This window comes from Bacillus sp. JKS001846 (assembly GCF_900176455.1).
GTDB classification, from domain to species: domain Bacteria; phylum Bacillota; class Bacilli; order Bacillales; family Bacillaceae_G; genus Bacillus_A; species Bacillus_A cereus.
The window spans coordinates 4,849,445-4,868,637 of record NZ_FWYG01000001.1 but is presented as its reverse complement, the minus strand read 5'-3'; the positions used below and the strand labels follow the sequence as shown (position 1 = coordinate 4,868,637).

Here is a 19,193-nt window from a genome sequence, read left to right as displayed (position 1 = left end):
GTGTAATATATTCTTTTGTATAATGGTGAAAACTCGATAAAATATTTAGTTTAAAATGATATTTACAGAAAAATATTCAGTTTTATATAAATTATAAGTTGTTTTTTCGAATAATCATCGGTAAGAAAAAAGGAGGAATTGTAATGGAGTCGTCTGTTATTAAAGTGTTGGATGATTTGGATGTACAAATTTTAGATATATTGCAGAAGGATTCACAAGTAAGTAATGCAGAGCTGGCACGTCGCGTTAAATTATCACCGGCTGCGATGCATGCAAGAATAAAAAGGTTAGATGGGGAAGGTTTCATCGATAAGCAAGTTGCGATTTTAAATCAAGAAAAGCTTGGGTTTGATTTATTATGCTTTATTTTTATGAGTACGAATATTCATCAATTTGACAAGTTGGAAGTGTTGGAGAAAGAATTAGAATCGATGCCGGAAGTGTTAGAATGTCACTGTTTAACAGGAGAGTACGATTATTTATTAAAGGTTGCAAATCGTGATCGTAAAGAACTAGAGCAGTTTATTAGAAAACTGAATAAGCTTGGTATTACAAGGATACAGACAAGTTTAGCACTTCGTGAAATTAAATATTCGACGGTATTGCCGATACGAAATGAGGAACCGAGCATCGATTAGATTGCTTGGTTTTTTGTTTGTATAAATTGATTGACGAGGAGAAAAGAGAGATGTATTATTATATAAAATTATGAATTAAAATTCATTTTAAGTTATAAATATTAATATCGAGGGCAAGGGGATGTAATATGAAAATCTGTAATGCGGTGACGAGTGATGTGAAAGAAATTTATAGTCTTATTGAGGTTTATGCAAAAGAGGGAGTTGTTTTACCACGTTCTCTTTTGTCTCTTTATCAATATTTGCAATGTTTATATGTTATGAAAGAAGACGAGAGAATTGTTGGAGTTGCTGGATTGCATGTATTAGGGGAAGATCTTGCAGAAATACGATCGTTAGTAGTTTCGCATACATATGCAGGGAAAGGAATAGGGCGTATGCTCGTAAATCATGTAATGGAGGAAGCTACGAAAATAAATGTAAGAAGAGTAATTTCCTTAACATATGAAACAGTATTTTTTCAAAAGTGTGGATTTGATTTTGTAAATAAAGAAGCGTTGCCAGAGAAAGTATGGATTGATTGTAGACATTGCCCAAAGATGGATTATTGTGATGAAGTGGCGATGGTGCGGTATGTTGGATGAAAAAATTTATAGAGAAAAAGTTCCCGCTATTATTTACATATATAGTGGGAACATATATTTCCATAAGAAATGGACAGGTTATTAAGAATTTGAATTCGTTTGTCTTACGGCAAAATTATAAAGTGGATCTTTAAGTTCATAGTTATACGTTAAACCGTCGACAATTCCTACAACTTTATCATTATCATAAAGGTCGAGCATAAATTGTGCCATTTGTTTTGCAGTGTGGAATTTCGGTACAACATTATCGTATTCGAACTCATCAATACCAAATGAACGTTTTGCAAATTCTGTTTCAGTTGCCCCAGGTGCTAAAACCTTTGCTTGCAGTTTTGCGCCTTGTTCTTTCAGTTCGTGAGACAGCCCTTCTGTAAAGGCACTTACATAAAATTTTGTAGCGCAATACGTAACAGCATCAGCGACAATCGTGTATCCGCCGCCCGATGAAACGTTAATAAGCTGTGTTCCGTCAACCATTGAATAATCTCGAACGAAAAGAGAAGAGAGTATTGTTAGTGCTTCTATATTGACATGCAACATCGTCTCGATTTTATTTAAATTTTGTTCGGCAATTGAGGCGAAATTACCAAAACCTGCGTTATTAATCCACGTTTCAATTTGAAAAGCTTGTAGGCTTTCATAAAGTTTATAAACATCTTCAGTAACAGATAAATCAGTTCGTCGAATGACAACATCTAACTCTGGATGCATTTCGTTAATTTTCAATTTTAATCCATCTAATTCTTCTTGTCTTCGAGCTACAAGTACTAAATTTTTCCCGCGAGATGCAAATGCTAAAGCTGCTTCATAACCAATTCCGGAACTTGCACCAGTAATAACAGTGTATTTCATATAAAATCCCCCTAAATTCAAATTTATTTATGGTTAGATTGTATTTGTTAGAGTATACTCTAAGTCAAATGTTTTTTATAAATTTGATACGTTCATAAAATATATAAGGATAAGCATGTGGAGGGAGTTTAGTATGTATACAATTAGTGAGGTAGCAAAATTATTAGGATTGAGCACACATACACTACGTTATTATGAAAAGGAAAATATATTGATTGCAAATCGTGATACAAATGGAAATCGACTTTACGAAGAGTCACATATAAAGTGGTTGCAGTTTGTAATGAAATTAAAACAAACGCAAATGCCAATAGCGAAAATAAGAGAATACGCTAGATTATATACAGAAGGGGCGCATACAACAGAAGCTCGTTTACAGCTCCTAGAAGATCATAGGAAATCTATTCAGATTCAAAGAGAAAACTTAGAGGTTACAGAGAAGATGCTTGAGAATAAAATTCGTGCATACAAAGGCTCATTGGAAAATAAATAGATGGTTGTTATGTGATGAAAAATGGATTTTATCTATGAGTATTTCATCATAGTGTATGGATAAATAAAAAAGAGCAGCTAGCAAAAGCTAACTGCTCCATTCAAGGGATCTCTCCAAGGGGGAGTGGAGAAAATATTATGTTACTAGCATTATTGACAGATTATTAGGAAATATACAAATAGGATGAAAGAAATTTTAAATAAACTTTCGGCATTGACAATTTTTAAAATGTTCATGTACAATATATATGAATGACATTCAGTCATTTTCGTGTGACAGGGTGCAGTTAGCTTAGAAATGGAACAAATACAATGGTAAATGAGGATGATAGTTGTTTTTATATAGTATTGATGAAAGAGTATATTTTTTTAAAATAAAAATGACTGATAGTCAGTCATGAAGGGTGAGAGGTATGAAAAATAGAGCTTGGTTATATGTCATATTAACATGTATCTTTGAAATTTTTTGGGTGTTTGGTTTTAATACGGCCGATACTTGGTGGCATTGGATTATTATTTTAGGAGTTATTGCTGTTGATTTTCACTTCCTTTCTAAAGCGTGTGAACATCTTGCAACAGGAACTGTATATGCTATTTTCGCTGGAGCTGGTACGGTAGGTACTTTCTTAATGGATGTATTTCTTTTCGGTGGAAGTTTCAGCGCAGGCAAACTATTCTTCATTCTTATGGTAGTAGCCGGCGTTATCGGTTTAAAGTTAGCTGACAATAAAGAAGAAACTGTGGAAGGAGTTGCTTAAAAATGGGTTGGTTTTTCGTATTTTGTGCTGCAATTAGTGAAATAGTCGGTGTGATAGGACTTAAAATGTATAGTAAAGATAAGACATTAGCCAATGGTGCGATTTATATAGGTGGGTTTGCTACATCCTTCGCATTTTTGTATACTTCCTTCTTATTTTTACAAGTAAGTGTCGCGTATGCGGTTTGGATTGGTATCGGAACAGCAGGTGCAGTTTTGTTAAACATGTTCTTGTTTGGTGAGTCGAAAAGTAAAGCGCGTATCATTAGTGTGTTTCTTATTGTATGTGGAGTGACAGGATTAAAGGCACTTTCTTAAAGATATATTGTATTTTTATCTCCTAATTGTTTATTAGGAGATTTTATTATAAAAAAATGATTTCCTCTTAGAGTTCACTATCATTGACAGTACAATCGATTATCTTATAAAATGAGTGACAGTCATTCAATATGCGTGTGAAAGGGTTTAGATGATGAATAAAAAAGAGAAAATTGTCTATGCAGCTATTGAAGTGTTTCAGGAAAAGGGCGTCGAAAAAACGAAGATTTCTGATATCGTGAAATTAGCTGGCATTGCGCAAGGAACTTTCTATTTATATTTTCCTTCTAAGTTATCTGTTATGCCTGCAATAGCAGAAGTGATGGTTGAAAAGATGATACTTGCAGTGAAAGAAAAAGTGCAAAACGATGCGCCTTTCTCAAGTAAAGTGACGCAAGTAATAGATGCGGTGTTTCACTTTATAGCTGAATATCGTGAAATACAGGCTTTAATGTATGCTGGTCTTGCATCTACAGAACATATAAAAGAATGGGAAGCTGTGTATGAGCCCCTTTATATGTGGCTAAGTGAATTTTTAAATGAGGCAAAAGAAGCTGGTGAAATTCGTGATTCGGTTCACGCAGAGCGAACAGCGAAGTTATTTATCGCTCTAGTTGAATCAGCAGCGGAACAAGTGTATTTATATGATCATAAAGATGATGAGCAAGTCGATTTGCAAAAGGCAGAAGTACTAGATTTTTTAACACATGCACTACATATAAAGAAATAGTGAGATGAACCTGTCTGAAAAGGTAGGTTCATTTTTGAGGAAAACTGAATGATAGTCATTCATCTAATGCGTATGTATGTGTGGAAGGATAGTGTGAAATTCTAACGAGTAGGGGGGCATCTCTACTCATGACTAGCCCACAAATAGAAGGATAAAGAAAAAGCTTCTTGGGCATTATTTTTTGAGAGGAACTTACGGGAAGAGGTGTTAAAAAGTGAAGAAACCGATAAAAGAACAAAAGATGGTATTGGTCATTCTTTTGAGTAATATATTTATCGCTTTTTTAGGGATTGGATTAATCATTCCGGTTATGCCGTCCTTTATGAATGATATGCATTTAACAGGGAAGACGATGGGATATCTCGTTGCAGTGTTTGCAATGGCACAGCTCATTACTTCACCTATTACAGGCCGGTGGGTTGATCTTTACGGTAGAAAGAAAATGATAATCATTGGATTATTTATTTTTGGTGTTTCAGAGCTTCTTTTTGGATTAGGAAAAGATGTATGGATGCTTTATGTAGCAAGGGTATTAGGCGGAATTAGTGCTGCTTTTATTATGCCTGGTGTTACGGCGTATGTTGCGGATATTACATCTATTCAGGAACGTCCAAAGGCGATGGGATACTTATCTGCGGCTATTAGTACTGGATTCATTATAGGTCCTGGAATCGGCGGATTTATTGCAGAATACGGTATACGTGTGCCGTTTTTCGTTGCAGCAGTAATTGCTTTTATAGCATGTGTGATTTCGATCTTTATTTTAAAAGAACCGTTAACGAAAGAAGAACTTGCAGAGATTTCTTCTAATACGAAGGAATCAAGTTTTATTGGTGATTTAAAGAAATCATTACATCCAATGTATGCAATTGCATTTATTATCGTATTTGTACTCGCATTCGGATTATCAGCGTATGAAACAGTGTTTAGCTTGTTCTCTGATCATAAATTTGGCTTCTCGCCGAAAGATATCGCAGCAATTATTACAATTAGTTCAATCTTTGGGGTAGTTGTGCAAGTATTTATGTTTGGCAAATTGGTAGAAATGTTCGGTGAGAAAGTGTTAATTCAAATATGTTTAATTGTAGGTGCAGTATTAGCATTCGTCTCAACTGTAGTCTTTAATTATTGGATTGTACTTCTCGTTACTTGCTTCATTTTCTTAGCATTTGATTTACTTCGTCCAGCTTTAACGACATTTTTATCAAAAGCAGCCGGAAAAGAGCAAGGATTCGTCGCTGGTATGAACTCGACTTATACGAGTTTAGGAAATATCGCAGGACCAGCGATGGGCGGAATATTATTTGATATGAATATTCATTATCCATATGCATTTTCAGGCGTTGTTTTAATAGTTGGTCTCGGCATTACATTTATGTGGAGAGAGAAACAGTTGGCTGAAAGTTTTGCGAAGTAATAAAACCCCTTACGACGGTAAGGGGTTTTTGTTTTATCCTGATTAAAGTTTCATTTTATAAACTTAATCCAAACCGTTTTAATTCAATAAAAATCCCCTCTAATTGCTTTCCTTTATCCGTTAATGTGTACTCTACACGAGGCGGAACTTCTGGATATACTTTTCTCGTTATAATGCCTTGAGACTCTAATTCTTTTAGTCGAAGCGATAATGTTTTTGGACTAATACCATCCATTGATTTTTGTAAATCACTAAAGCGTAATGTTCCTTCGATAAGAAGATCACGAATGATTAAAAACGTCCATTTTGTACTAATTACATCAAGCGTTTTAGCGATAGGACAAGGTATGCCCGGTAAACCTTTCGTTAATTCAACTGGATTTATATCGTTCATGGAACTAGCCTCCATAAAATTTTTTTGGATGAATTTGCTTTATAGTATCACAAAACTATACTTTTGGTAACTATATGAAAAAAATATCACTACTTCCATAAAGGAAGTTAGTGCATATACAATAGCAATACGAAACAAAAAGGATTATATAAGGAGGTGGTGATTTCCATGGGGATAAAAAAGTTATTTGGATTTCTTAGTTTGTTTGTTATTTGTATTGTGCTTGTAGCATGTGGTGTGGAACAAAAAACTGAAGTTCAGTTATTAAAAGAAATGCCAAAGCCAAAAGCAATGACAATTGATCCCTCACTAAGTAAAAAAGAAGCGACAGAAATGGTTCATGCGGCGCAGCGTTTTTATGCATTTTGGGATACAGGTAAGGAGGAACTTATTCCGCAGACTGTTACTAAAGATTTCTTCGATAATACATTGCCGAAAGGGCGACCACAAGGCATTGAAGGATTAAAGTTTGCAGCGCAAAATTTTCGTAAAGTTGTGCCTGATATACATTGCGAGATTGAAGACTTATTAGTTGTTGGTGATAAAGTAACAGCCCGTCTTTCTTTTACAGGAACGCATAATGGTAAGAAAATTAATTTTTTTGCAATTGATATTTTACATGTGAAAGACGGAAAGATAACGGAAGATTGGCATTTAGAAGATAATCTTACACTACAGCAGCAACTCGGCTTAATAGCTGAAGAGTAGATCATATAGGGGAGAGAAAAACGATGAAAAATATATTTATTATAAATGGACATGAAAAATACGGTACAAAGGAAGGACGATTAAATAAAACGTTAGTAGATTATATGGTTACTGTATTAGGCGAGAATCATCATGTGAAAACAACAACGATTCAAGATGGTTACAATATTAAAGAAGAACAAGATAAATTTTTATGGGCCGATGTTGTTATTTATCAAACACCAATTTACTGGTTTAGTGTTCCAGGCTTATTTAAAACGTATATGGATGAAGTATATGAATACGGTTTGTTCTTTAAAGGTGCAGATGAATATGGAACAGGTGGTTTATTAAAAGAGAAAGAGTATATGTTCTCTACAACTTGGAATGCACCTGAAAAAGCATTTGGAGATAAGACGAAGTTCTTTGAAGGAGAAAGTTTAGAATCAGCGCTTAGTCATTTACACCGCGTGCAAAAGTTTCTCAGTATGAGTCCGTTAAAGAGTTTTGCTTGTTATGATGTGGTGAAGAATCCGGATATAGAGAAGTATTTATTGAACTTGAAAGATCACTTAGATGGAGTAATTAAATAATAGTATGTGAAGAAGGTACTGCTAAGGATGTAGTACCTTCTCCTTTTATAATGACTCACATTTTAAGACATGGATGGCTGTATCCATAACTTCGCAAAATTTGCCCAACCGAATGAATCAATTGTTACGTTTTTTAAAGAAGAAGGGTATGTTTTTCTTTTTAGAACGTGATAGTTAAATAAAATGATGTGTTCTGCTTGTAAAAACTCTTCAATCTCATACATGAGTTCATAGCGCTTTTCTTTATTTTCTTCTAATAAAAATGTATCTAGTAAACAGTTAATTTGTTTTTCGTAGTGCGGGTCCATGAACCGATTTACGAAGCAACTTTTATTTTTAAATACATTTAAGAATGCAATTTCATGATTGGCAGCAAATACTTCTCCCATGAAAATAATATCAGCATGTTTATCAATAGAGTGATTCATATAATCTGAAACGGGAAATGGGTGAAGCTCTACTTGTATACCTAAACTTTCACATCGTTCTTTTAAGAAATATGCATCATTTGCACTATCTTTAAATGCGAAGAAGTAAATATGTATCGTTTCTCCATTATATGTACTCTTTTTCAAATACTCTTTTGCCTTTTCTAAAGAGTAGGATCTTCTTGTTGCAAGGCGGCTTCTATCAGGGAAAAAGCTTGATGCAGCAATTGTCCGTCTACCCTCTATGTTACGAAGTATCATTTCAACATCATATAGTTCTCTCCAAGCTTTTCGAAAGTAAATGTCGTGATGAGGACCAGGTTTTGTAAAGTTGAAGCTAGCATAAATACAACCTATTTCTTCTATTTGTATATCATGCCTTTCATTTTCCTCTTCGTTTGGTAGTTCATAATCAGCATCTATTTGCACATGGTCAGGAATACCCCAAAATTCAATACGGTCTAATAATGCGCGCTCTTTAAAATAATGGGTGAACGCTTCGAGTACGATATTATCTTCAGAGTAATGAGCAAGTTTGAAAGGTCCAGTACCTATATAATGATGATTTTGAATACTCGTATCACGCGGTAAAATTGCGAGCTGCATTGAACTTACATAGTGTAAGAAAAATAAATTTGGTTTTGCTAAATGGAATCGAATTTGCAGTGGTGATGGTGTTTCAATTTCAACAATTTCTTCTGTTAACCATTCGAAAGGGGATTGAACTTGCTTTAGTCTTTCAAATGAAAACTGTACATCTTTAGAAGTTAAAATTGATTCATTGTGAAAATATATATCTTTTCGTAAATAAAAGGTCCACGTAAGTCCATCTTCACTTAATTCCCATGTATGCGCAATGTGAGGCTCCATTTTTTCAGTAACATCGTTATAGACAACTAACGTATCAAAAATTTGACTCGTAAGATGACTCTCTGTAGTTACAGCCACAAAAGCCGGATCTAATGGGAATATCTTTCTCGATATAGGAATCTTTAATACGTCGTACATATCATTTGAAGGTTCGTATCCAAAATGATGATGTAGTTTATTTTCTATCTTTTTTTGAAGTGCAAGGGGTAGGGGTTCTTTTAAAAGAAGAAAGATATCTTTTAATTTTTCTTGTGCTAACAGTTCATCTGTATAGGACTCAATCGCTTCTACGAAATTATGTATAAATAGAATTTCCGTTTTATTTCCGCGGCCTCGCCCTGGAGTCCAGCTAATTAATTGCTCCTCGCTCATTTTCTTTAATAAAATCTTTACGTTTTTCGTACTGCAATATAAAACATCCGCTAATTCTTGTAAGCTATTTCGCATATGTTGTTGATCTTGTGCATGTAGTCTTAGTCTAATGTAATAGTCCATAATTTTCATATATACACTTCCTTCTATCATAAAAGGGGAAACTCTTTAGAATATTCTAACCTTTTTCTTCCTTTTTTTCAAAGTAAAATAAGTAAGCATAAGGAGGGGAAACAATGGGATTTTGGAGTATGCATCGAAATATAAAAATTAGAATTATAACATCGTTTTTAACACGTACTGTGTCTACGATGATTTTTCCATTTATGGCGATTTATTTTTCCATAAAGTTAGGTAGTGCGATTGCTGGTGCGTTACTACTTATTAATGTCATAGCTTCATTAGTAATTGGTTTATACGGTGGATATGTTGGAGACCGGCTTGGGCGTAAAAAGGTTATGATTATCGGTCAAAGTATACAAGTCATTTCCATTGCTTGTATGGGAGTTGCGAATTCGGATTACGTAGACTCACCATGGCTAACATTTGTGTTTATGTTAGTGAATAGTTTAGGGTCTGGACTTATGAATCCTGCGACAGAGGCGATGTTAATTGATGTGAGTACACCTGAAAATCGAAAAGTGATGTACAGCATTAATTACTGGGCTATTAACTTATCCATTGCGATTGGAGCGATATTTGGAGGATTACTATTTGAAAACTATAGACTACAATTGTTTATCGTATTAACGCTTGTTGCCATTATGACTTTATATGTGATGGCTGTGTATATGGAAGAAGTGTATGTAGCACGAAAAACGATGGAGAAGAAAAATGTATTAAAAGATATGGCAGATAGTTATAAAGTTGTGATGAAAGATAAAGCATTTTTAATTTTTTGTGCAGCGAGTATATGTACATTGTCTTTAGAGTTTCAAATTAATAATTATTTAGGTGTTCGCTTGCAGAAGGAATTTGAAACGGTGCACTTTTTATTCGGGAATGGTGTTACGTTTGATTTAACAGGGATTCGCATGTTGAGCTGGATTTCTGCAGAGAATACAATTTTAGTTGTGTTATGTTCAGCACTTCTTATTAAAATGCTGAAAAGCTTCAACGATTTGAAAATTTTATATGTAGGTTTATTCATTTATACAATTGGATTTACAATACTCGGAACGAGCAATAGCTTATGGATTTTATTAATTGCAGGGCTTTTCCAAACGGTAGGCGAGATGATGTATGTGCCAGTGCGTCAATCTATTATGGCAGATATGGTGCCAAATGAGGCGAGAGGTTCATATATGGCGATTAACGGAATGGTCTTTCAAGTTGCAAAAATGAACGGGGCATTAGGGGTTATGCTAGGTTCATTTATTGCATCTTGGGGCATGAGTGCTCTGTACTTTATCGTTGGTATGAGCAGTATTTTACTATTTATGAAGGCGATAGGGAGAGAGAAGTATGAGGATGAGAGAAATGTTTCTCAAATTGGATGAAACTATATAAAAGCGAACCAGTTATACTGGGACTCGCTTTTTATATAATTTTTAGAACGGATCAACTTCAGCTAAATTTGGAGTAGTACTAGGCTGTAGTAAAAGATTTTTTAATGTGCCTACTTCAGAAAGCGCTACTAATATGTAGCCACTAATCAGTACAATAAGCCCAATGATGCGTAACGTTTGTAAGCTCACTTCATTATTATTCGTTTCCGTTGGATTTGGGGGCGTTGAAGGTGGATTGTTATTCATAAATAAGGCTCCCATCTTTTGTATTTATATATGTGCGAAATCATTATTTAACTTATGGATAGGAATTATATAGTCATTTTCACTATATGAGAACTGCCTATGAAAAGTGATAAGGAATTTTTGGGCGAGAAAAGGGGGGAATCCAAAAGATTATTAAAACTGAACTTTTGGATTCCCCCCTTTTTTATTTATCTTGCTATTTGTGGTGGTCGGATTTCCTGTAAACGACCAGTTGGTGAGGGCTAATTAATTATTTTCATGTAAATACAAGGAGGTTAGTTAACCAAAGTAGTTATCCTAATATACGCAACGATTCTTCAATAAACGCTGGGATGTCCTCTGGCTGTCTACTTGTTACTAGCTGATTTTGACATACGACAACCTCTTTGTCATGAAAGTTCCCGCCGGCATTTTTTAAATCGACTTCAATAGATTTATATCCAGTTACATCGCGTCCTTCAAGTGTTTGTGCAGTGATGAGTAGCTGAGGTCCGTGACAAATAGCGAAAACAGGTTTTTCCGCATCCATAAATGCTTTACTAAAGCGAACAAAACGTTCATCGGCACGAAGTATATCTGGAGAAAATCCACCCGGTATGAAGAGGGCATCAAAGTTCTCTGGAGAAACATCATCAATACTTTTATCAATCACGACTTCACTTTTTCCTTGCTTACCGTGTACCGTTTTCCCTTTTTCCATTTCAATAGTTGTGAATTCATATCCCTTTTGTTTAAAAGCTTCTACTGGCTCTGTGTATTCTGTATCCTCGAAATAATCCGTTATTAAAATAGCAATTTTTTTACTCATTCTAATCCGCTCCTTATATTATATTATATTATATTATATTATATTATCGGCTCCAGAATCTTCCTTGGGCAATGCCTTCTATAAATGATTCAATTGAAGTATTTGTTAAGTTGTAAACTCCTGCTCCATCCAGTTTAATCTTACTATGGTCCAAAGCATGAGGATTACTAAGGACATGAGCTATCGGTTTAAAATGTTTAAAAGTAGTTTCTGCAAATTCTAAAACAGGGGGTTGAATGACAGACTCACTACTAAACACTAATACTGCATCAAAAAGGGAGGAGTCTGTTGTTGTATAAGTGTCAGTTACTTTAATGGAATCATTGAACTGATAAATTTTATTATCTATGATACTATAGTTAATTCGGTGTTGTACAAAAGCTTGAATCCATTCGGACAGAAGTGAGACGCTTGGGTCACCATTTAATAGAATTGCAACATTTTTGGAATCAGATTTAAAAATAGTATTGGACATACTTAGTGCAGGTGATTTTGCATCTGAATTTACTTCGTGATTTTCCTTAGGTAAAGGAGCTCCAATAATGTTAGCGACTTCTTGTGCTAATTGACGATCGACGTGGTTTAAGAGAGCAATTACATTTGCCTTCACCATGTCTGATTTACACTTCCCAACTTCAAAGCAAAAAGCTTCTTTTATGTGCTGCTTTTCAATAGGGCTCATACTATTGTAGAAAAGTTTAGCCTGAGAATAAAAGTTAAGAAAGCTTTTACTGCGACCTCTAATTTTATGCCCATCAATCTTTTCTTGATAATGTTCATAACCTCCTTGTTCGGCTTGGACGGTTGCAGGTTGATTGTTATTTAATCCATTAGGATGATAGCTTGTTTGACCGCGATGAATCTGCATTTGATGCATACCATCACGTTGATTATTATGAAAAGGACATACAGGCTGATTAATAGGAATTTGATGGAAATTAGGGCCCCCTAAACGAGATAATTGTGTATCTGTATAGGAGAATAATCTTCCTTGCAGAAGAGGGTCATTTGAAAAATCAATACCTGGTACGACATGACCAGGGTGAAAAGCTACCTGCTCTGTTTCAGCAAAGAAGTTATCAACATTTTTGTTCAGTGTCATTTTACCAACTAATTTTACGGGAACTTCTTCTTCTGGCCATAATTTCGTTGGATCTAAAATATCAAAATCAAATTTATGTTCATCTTCTTCTGGAATTAGCTGTAATCCAAGCTCCCATTCAGGATAATCCCCTTTTTCAATTGCTTCGTATAAATCTTGACGATGAAAATCAGGATTTTTCCCGGCAATCTTTTGAGCTTCATCCCATACTAATGAATGAACCCCGAGGGTAGGTTTCCAGTGAAACTTTACGAAATGGGCTTTTCCTTCTGCGTTAATGAGTCGAAATGTGTGAACTCCAAAACCTTCCATCATTCGTAAACTACGCGGAATAGCTCGGTCGCTCATTTGCCACATGACCATATGAGTGGACTCAGGATTATGCGCAACAAAGTCCCAAAAGGTATCATGAGCGCTAGCTCCTTGAGGAATATCATTATGTGGTTCTGGTTTAACTGCATGGACAAAATCAGGAAATTTAATAGCATCTTGGATAAAGAATACTGGCATATTATTACCCACTAAATCATAGTTTCCTTCATCTGTATAAAATTTTGTGGCGAATCCGCGTACATCTCTTACTGTGTCGTTGGATCCTTTAGAACCTTGAACGGTTGAGAACCGTACAAATACAGGTGTTTTCTTTGAAGGATTAGTAAGAAAATCTGCTTTCGTATATGTTTCTAAAGATTCATAAAGCTGAAAATAACCATGAGCGCCAACCCCGCGTGCATGAACAATCCTTTCGGGAATTCGTTCGTGATCAAAATGGGTCATTTTCTCACGAAAGTGAAAATCCTCCATTAAGGTTGGGCCTCTTAAGCCCATCTTTAAAGAAAATTCATCTTCAGCTATTTTTACCCCTTGATTTGTTGTTAAAGCATGTTTGCATTGATTGTCAGTAACGTGATGCTTCAATTGTTCCGTTTTTTTATTCACAATATAGGCCCCTCCTTTACTCTGTTAATTAATAGATACCCTTTTTATTAGGTCGTAAACATGTATTATCGTTTTTGTATGTAAAATCATAAAATATCGGTTGTTTCAGTGATTCTTGTTTGAGGAAGCAAAATAAAAAAGCCAAGGAGAAAATTTATTTTCTCCTTGGCTTTTAAGATAATTCTTTTCGTTAAAATGCGGAAATTCTTTGCTTCGTTTTTGGTACAATAATAAATTTGATCCAGAGTAACCCGACAATCATAATGATAAGGCTATGTAAAAATTGACCTGTAGCAATGAGTATAACACTCGAAAATACAATGAGTTGAATACTTAGCAATATAAAGATTAAGCTAAGAAATTGCTTCATCCTTTCTTCAGTATGGGTTGGATATAATGCTACAATAATATTTCCCGAAAAATATTTCCATAGTGAACGAAGCTGCATAGAGATCATATATAAAACGATGTAAGCGATAGCGCCTTTTACGTATATATTTGGTATGAAATATAAGGCGAAAGCACCGATCAATCCTAAGCGAGTATATATACCGAAATAATCATTTCCACGTAAAAATGCTAGTGTATGTAAGTAGAAGAAAGTTGCTCGTTTTTTATGTAATAAAGGTTCAATCCAATTTGTAAGCCATTTTCTTTTATTTACTTGTTTATTCAGTTGCGGAACATCTGTGAAAATGCTAGCAAATTGATAAAAACGAACGTTCATTTTTTCTTCTTGCTCAATTATGTAATCCCACGGTATTCGTTTTGTAGGCTGTTTTTTCGTATATAGAAGTAGGAAAGCAAGTAGTAAGAGTAGTCCGCCCAATATGAGAACATTTGCGGAATAAAACAGCATGTAAATGATTAGGGCGTTACAAGTAATACGAATGATCAGCCATATATTTTTTTCGTGACTATCACGCCACATCCAATGTATGTACATGTTCCAGGCTTTCGTAATCATTAACACGATAAAGATTGTACATAAAAAAGGTACAGTTAATTGTAATGATTGCATAGCAAGTGGAACGAGAATAAGGAACGTAAATAACAATGGGAAAAGCTGAATGATGTAATTGTATAGAAGAGATTTTTTGAAATAAGATGTTAATTTCTCTTCTAGTGCTAGTAAATAGACAGCATCAGGTTTTTGAATAAATGTACGGATAGGGCATCTCGTTATAAGGAATGTAAGTACAATCGTTATAATTATTAAAGATATTCCTTTAGAAGGAGATGCTTTTAGAAACCGAGCATAATAATATGCGCCAACGCATGAAATAAAGATAAAGCTATATAGTAAACCGTTAATCATACGTGCAAAGTATGTAATGATATTTTGAATATGTTGTTGGAAGCGACTGCTCCATAGCGATTCGATTGACATGTTTTTCACCTCTTTGTTCTATTATATATGTTTTACAAAAGAAAAAACGAGCAAATTGCGTTATGCAACTTGCCCGTTTTTCTTTTCGTTATTTTTTTTCTGATCACGATTCATTAATGGATAGAAAGCAAATCCAATTACGAATAAACCAATTCCGAGAAGGAACGTTTTTATATCGGATGCGCCAGTTTTAATAACCCATAGTGCGTAGCAAAGTGCGATAACTGCGACTATGCCATCTGTAATTCTTGCCCGCATTTCATTTTTATATGTTTCACCAGTTGCGACTAGTTTTAACTGGAAGATTGGTGAAACGAGATATGGAATGAGGTAGGCCAGTGTTGATACGGTAATAACGAATGTATAAGCTTCCGCAATGGTTCCTGATAATGTTGAGAATAGGAATACTTGCGACATAATGTTTGTTAATCGTAATGAGTAAATTGGACTTCCTTTTTTATTTGTTTTCGTGAAGAAGGAAGGGAAGAAACCTTCTTTTGCTGCTTGATATGGTACTTCTGAGCTTAATAAAATCCAGCCTAAGATAGAACCGAACAGGGAAGTAAGAGCAAGTAATGCCATCAGTTTCCCGCCGCCGTGACCCATTGCAGCGTTTAGTGCATCTGCTAATGGACGTTCAGAAGCTTGTAATTTATCAACGTGAAGTACACCCATTGTTAAAATTGTAATTCCTAAGTAAATCGCAACTGTAATAAGTAATCCCGCAACTGTTGCACGTTTTACCGTTTTTGGAGAAACAGCACGGTTTGATAAAAGAACGGCTGATTCAATTCCGATAAACGCCCAAAGCGTTGTAAGAGCAGCTAAATTTACTTGTGAAAGAAGACCATGTGATGCACCTGATTTATCAATCATCGGTGTGTACCATTGTCCAAACTTAGAAGCTTCGAATGCAAATAACGTAACGACGATGAATAAAAGGAATCCAGTTACTTTCGTTGTTGTTGCTAAGAAGTTTAGTTTTCCAGCTCCGCTTACACCGTTTGTTAATATAATATGAGTTCCCCAAAGTAAGATGGAACAAATCGTAAATGTAATTAGTTTTCCGACTTCTACGTTAAATGAGCCGATTGAAAATAGTAGTCGCGTATCTTTCATAATTGGGAAGAAGAGTGATAAATATCCCGCAAATGATGTAATGATGGCAACGTTACTTGCCCAGTTTGCAACCCAATATCCCCATACCATACTGAAGCCAGCCATTTTTTTCTTTTTTGGTGTTGAGAATAAAGCATATGCATGACTTTGTGGCCCTGTCGTTAAATCAGGACGACGAATTGCTAAATTACCGAAAACAAGAGCTAGCATTAAAACACCAAACCCTGTAGTTAACCAAGCTAAAGTGACACCGAGTGGGCTTGCTGTTTGTGCCAACGTACTTGGTACCATGAAAATACCAGCGCCAACCATGTTACCGACAACGAAAGCTGTTAGTACCCAAAAGCCCCATTTTTTTTGTTGCATAGAAAAATACCTCCAAAGTTAGTATAACCAAGTCAAGCGAGGAGATATGTATGTCTTCCTGAGTCAGGAAGAGAAGTCCCAAACAAAACAAAAAAAGCACGTAATCTGCCGCTACATGCTTTCTATCTTATAAGAAACCCACGACATACCTCTCGATAGCTCTCCACAAACGAAACGTTTGTGACAGTTCTGCACTTATTAAATGCAGACCCAGCAAGCGTGCATGGTGGACACGACTTACTTCGGCAACCATTCCTTTCTCATTCCTTCATCAATGCCACTACATCTCCTGAAATGATACTCTTAATGACTGCAACCTCTACCTCACCGAGATACGAATGAGGATTTAAATATTAAATTAACGTATTTAAGAGTAACAAATGAATTTTTATACGTCAATGGATATAGTAATAATCAGATTATAGAGAACAGTTTGTGATTAAAAGTAAGAGGGATTGTTATGTGATATTTGAATTTTCGTAATATAATACATGTTATTAGCGCTAGATGATTGAAAAGGGGATGAAGTATATGTCTGTATGTCATAAACATTCAGTAATAGGTGTGCTAGATTCGGGTGTTGGGGGATTAACAGTTGCGAGCGAAATTATAAGACAATTGCCTAAAGAAAGCATTTATTATATTGGTGATAATAAGCGTTGTCCGTATGGGCCAAGAAGTGTAGAGGAGGTGCAATCTTTCGTATTTGAAATGGTTGAGTTCCTCAAACAGTTTCCATTAAAAGCGCTAGTCGTAGCATGTAATACTGCTGCAGCTGCTGCATTGAATGCGCTACAAGAAGCACTTTCCATTCCAGTTATTGGCGTTATACATCCAGGAGCAAGAGCGGCAATTAAAGTTACAAAGAAAGGGGAAATCGGGGTAATTGGAACTGTAGGTACGATAAAATCTAATATGTATGAAAAAGCATTACACGAGCTGGATACATATTTGGAAGTGCATAGCTATGCTTGCCCGACTTTAGCCACAGTTGTAGAAAATCAATTAGAAGATACAGCATATGTCACGCAGCAAGTGAAACAAGCTTTACTTCCATTAACGAAAGAAGATATAGATACGTTAATTCTTGGATGTACGCATTATCCACTTTTAGAGTCCTATATAAAAAAGGAACTAGGAGAAGACATAACGATTATTAGTTCTGCAGAAGAAACAGCGATAGAGTTAAGTACCATTTTACAGCATAAAGGAATTTTGTCTGACAATCTGAATCTGAAGCATCGCTTTTTTACAACGGGATCTGTTTTATCATTTGAACATATTGCTGAGCGATGGCTAGGGTATCAAATTTCTGTAGAATGTGTACATTTGCCTATGAAAAATGCGTGTATACATAATTAAGATTTAGTGAATTACTTTTTTAAATAAATGAGGTTCGTTTCATAAGAAGGAAAGAATAAGCTTTTAATTGAAGTGTTTAAGGGCAGTTCAATTAAAGGGGAGATTGGATTATGGAATTATTAAGATCTCAATTGTTTGCTTTAGAGTATATTTCAAAATATGCAGAGAACGAAAAACGTGGGGCTAAAGCAACGATTAATCATATACTTAAAATGTCTAATATTACAGATGAAATATTTGAAGAAGCTGTCGCTAATTTAAAATCTCATGCAAGGATTGCTTTACACTTTCATCCAGACAGACTAGATTCGAATATGAAAAGTGTTGCTGAAGCACTGTTTGAGCAAGGAGTATATAAAAGTCAGTTTGAAACATTGCTATCTAATGGAAGCGTATCTGCTTACCCTGGTGGTGAACGTGACCTTTGGGAAAAGAGAATATTTGGAGGAGCATATCAATTAGAAGGCGTAACGAATGATCAACGGCCAAAATATGGAGCGCTAAATTTAATGTTACATCCAGATGGGCCGGCTCCGCGTTTTGGTTCATGTTATTTTCTCTTATCTCCAAAAGTTTCTTCGCGCTCTACATATACGTATTTAGATTCGCATCAAGATCCGAAAGAAAAGGGGACTTATGAGGAGTTTGATATGATTTTAGCTGCTCTTTTGGAAGAGACATTTGTAAGAGATTTTGCAATTGGTGAAGGGAATTTGACTCCAACAATATTAATTAATCATTTACTGGCTAACCTGAAAAGGCCGTTTATAGATTTAGTAAGCAAAGAGCCAGCCCGTAATCTTAATCATTATATCGAAGCGCAAATTCATGGAGAGATTTCTCTTAAAGAAGACGTAGAGGTGCTTGTTGCAGATCCTTCATTTAAGGGTACGGATGTAGGAAGAGTTTTAGAAGAAATTTGCCTGAAGTATGCGATTGATTTGTATTGGCACATCGGTTTTGTACTTGCGGTAGACGAAGTTCCGATGGATTTTAGAGGTTCAAAAATGCCATCTTTAGCAAGACGCATTGCACGGAATCATTGCATCGATGCAAATATAATTGGCTCTGCTGTAGTGGATTTGAAACGCAATCCATTATCTTGGAGTGATCGTGGAACTTATGAAGAAGTGCTTCAGGAATTAAAATTATTATGGCATGTTTTAGTTCGATTTGGAAAACCAAATCGGAAGTAGAACGAAATACTCCGTTTTTCGGAAG

At 35.3% G+C, this 19,193-nt stretch carries 20 protein-coding genes and 1 riboswitch; of the genes, 12 read left to right on the top strand and 8 right to left on the bottom strand.

Features of this window, described 5'->3' with window-relative positions; translation table 11 throughout:
• Positions 1 to 143 precede the first annotated feature (143 nt).
• A complete protein-coding gene (locus tag B9A45_RS26060) occupies positions 144 to 638 on the top strand; it encodes an Lrp/AsnC family transcriptional regulator (protein WP_084065430.1) in 495 nt (164 codons plus the stop codon).
• Between the two features lie 128 nt (positions 639 to 766).
• Positions 767 to 1,222: an N-acetyltransferase gene (locus tag B9A45_RS26055; protein WP_000686666.1), complete on the top strand. Its 456-nt coding sequence runs from the start codon at positions 767 to 769 to the stop codon at positions 1,220 to 1,222.
• 81 nt (positions 1,223 to 1,303) lie between these two features.
• On the opposite strand, the gene B9A45_RS26050 is transcribed toward B9A45_RS26055, so the two are convergent.
• A complete protein-coding gene (locus B9A45_RS26050; protein ID WP_000878073.1) occupies positions 1,304 to 2,074 on the bottom strand; it encodes an SDR family NAD(P)-dependent oxidoreductase in 771 nt (256 codons plus the stop codon).
• A 133-nt stretch (positions 2,075 to 2,207) separates the two neighbouring features.
• Here B9A45_RS26050 and B9A45_RS26045 point away from each other — a divergent pair, with 133 nt between their 5' ends.
• The 5 genes from B9A45_RS26045 (at position 2,208) to B9A45_RS26025 (ending at position 5,788) form a co-directional block, all read left to right on the top strand.
• On the top strand, positions 2,208 to 2,567 hold the full coding sequence (locus B9A45_RS26045; protein ID WP_000288059.1) for a MerR family transcriptional regulator: 360 nt from the start codon (positions 2,208 to 2,210) through the stop codon (positions 2,565 to 2,567).
• Positions 2,568 to 2,979: 412 nt separating this feature from the next.
• Complete coding sequence (locus B9A45_RS26040; protein WP_000796011.1) at positions 2,980 to 3,324, top strand: DMT family transporter; 345 nt, start codon at positions 2,980 to 2,982, stop codon at positions 3,322 to 3,324.
• A gap of 2 nt (positions 3,325 to 3,326) precedes the next feature.
• Entirely contained in the window at positions 3,327 to 3,641 is a 315-nt protein-coding gene (locus B9A45_RS26035) for a DMT family transporter (RefSeq protein WP_000539671.1), read from the top strand.
• 151 nt (positions 3,642 to 3,792) lie between these two features.
• Positions 3,793 to 4,371 carry a TetR family transcriptional regulator gene (locus B9A45_RS26030; protein ID WP_001999151.1) on the top strand — a complete coding sequence of 193 codons (579 nt, stop codon included), beginning with the start codon at positions 3,793 to 3,795 and terminating at the stop codon, positions 4,369 to 4,371.
• Between the two features lie 214 nt (positions 4,372 to 4,585).
• Positions 4,586 to 5,788, top strand: coding sequence for an MFS transporter (locus B9A45_RS26025; RefSeq protein WP_000742959.1), 1,203 nt, complete (start codon positions 4,586 to 4,588; stop codon positions 5,786 to 5,788).
• A 55-nt stretch (positions 5,789 to 5,843) separates the two neighbouring features.
• Here the strand turns inward: B9A45_RS26025 and B9A45_RS26020 are convergent, their stop codons facing one another.
• A complete protein-coding gene (locus B9A45_RS26020; protein ID WP_000997917.1) occupies positions 5,844 to 6,182 on the bottom strand; it encodes a winged helix-turn-helix transcriptional regulator in 339 nt (112 codons plus the stop codon).
• Between the two features lie 168 nt (positions 6,183 to 6,350).
• Here B9A45_RS26020 and B9A45_RS26015 point away from each other — a divergent pair, with 168 nt between their 5' ends.
• Positions 6,351 to 6,890 (top strand): ester cyclase, encoded by a 540-nt coding sequence (locus B9A45_RS26015; RefSeq protein ID WP_000511560.1) that lies wholly within the window; start codon positions 6,351 to 6,353, stop codon positions 6,888 to 6,890.
• Positions 6,891 to 6,913: 23 nt separating this feature from the next.
• A complete protein-coding gene (locus B9A45_RS26010) occupies positions 6,914 to 7,462 on the top strand; it encodes an NAD(P)H-dependent oxidoreductase (protein ID WP_002098791.1) in 549 nt (182 codons plus the stop codon).
• A gap of 62 nt (positions 7,463 to 7,524) precedes the next feature.
• On the opposite strand, the gene B9A45_RS26005 is transcribed toward B9A45_RS26010, so the two are convergent.
• Positions 7,525 to 9,285, bottom strand: a complete 1,761-nt coding sequence (locus B9A45_RS26005) for an SgrR family transcriptional regulator (protein ID WP_134995051.1) — start codon at positions 9,283 to 9,285, stop codon at positions 7,525 to 7,527.
• An 83-nt stretch (positions 9,286 to 9,368) separates the two neighbouring features.
• Here B9A45_RS26005 and B9A45_RS26000 point away from each other — a divergent pair, with 83 nt between their 5' ends.
• Positions 9,369 to 10,631, top strand: a complete 1,263-nt coding sequence (locus B9A45_RS26000; protein WP_084065428.1) for an MDR family MFS transporter — start codon at positions 9,369 to 9,371, stop codon at positions 10,629 to 10,631.
• Positions 10,632 to 10,682: 51 nt separating this feature from the next.
• Here the strand turns inward: B9A45_RS26000 and B9A45_RS25995 are convergent, their stop codons facing one another.
• The 5 genes from B9A45_RS25995 to B9A45_RS25975 all read right to left on the bottom strand — a co-directional run bounded on the left by B9A45_RS25995 (position 10,683) and on the right by B9A45_RS25975 (position 16,610).
• On the bottom strand, positions 10,683 to 10,886 hold the full coding sequence (locus B9A45_RS25995) for a hypothetical protein (protein WP_001063862.1): 204 nt from the start codon (positions 10,884 to 10,886) through the stop codon (positions 10,683 to 10,685).
• Between the two features lie 292 nt (positions 10,887 to 11,178).
• Positions 11,179 to 11,694: a type 1 glutamine amidotransferase domain-containing protein gene (locus B9A45_RS25990; protein ID WP_000037532.1), complete on the bottom strand. Its 516-nt coding sequence runs from the start codon at positions 11,692 to 11,694 to the stop codon at positions 11,179 to 11,181.
• 43 nt (positions 11,695 to 11,737) lie between these two features.
• The gene (locus B9A45_RS25985; protein ID WP_001036536.1) at positions 11,738 to 13,735 is read right to left on the bottom strand and encodes a catalase; all 1,998 of its coding nucleotides are present in this window, start codon (positions 13,733 to 13,735) and stop codon (positions 11,738 to 11,740) included.
• A gap of 190 nt (positions 13,736 to 13,925) precedes the next feature.
• A complete protein-coding gene (locus tag B9A45_RS25980; protein WP_084065425.1) occupies positions 13,926 to 15,125 on the bottom strand; it encodes an ABC transporter permease in 1,200 nt (399 codons plus the stop codon).
• A 60-nt stretch (positions 15,126 to 15,185) separates the two neighbouring features.
• Positions 15,186 to 16,610 (bottom strand): amino acid permease, encoded by a 1,425-nt coding sequence (locus B9A45_RS25975; RefSeq protein ID WP_001186301.1) that lies wholly within the window; start codon positions 16,608 to 16,610, stop codon positions 15,186 to 15,188.
• 148 nt (positions 16,611 to 16,758) lie between these two features.
• Positions 16,759 to 16,940: riboswitch (Lysine riboswitch) on the bottom strand.
• A 201-nt stretch (positions 16,941 to 17,141) separates the two neighbouring features.
• Here B9A45_RS25975 and racE point away from each other — a divergent pair.
• Positions 17,142 to 17,972, top strand: a complete 831-nt coding sequence (gene racE, locus B9A45_RS25970) for a glutamate racemase (protein ID WP_000109668.1) — start codon at positions 17,142 to 17,144, stop codon at positions 17,970 to 17,972.
• A 110-nt stretch (positions 17,973 to 18,082) separates the two neighbouring features.
• The gene (locus tag B9A45_RS25965; protein WP_074595660.1) at positions 18,083 to 19,168 is read left to right on the top strand and encodes a DUF3626 domain-containing protein; all 1,086 of its coding nucleotides are present in this window, start codon (positions 18,083 to 18,085) and stop codon (positions 19,166 to 19,168) included.
• Positions 19,169 to 19,193 lie beyond the last annotated feature (25 nt).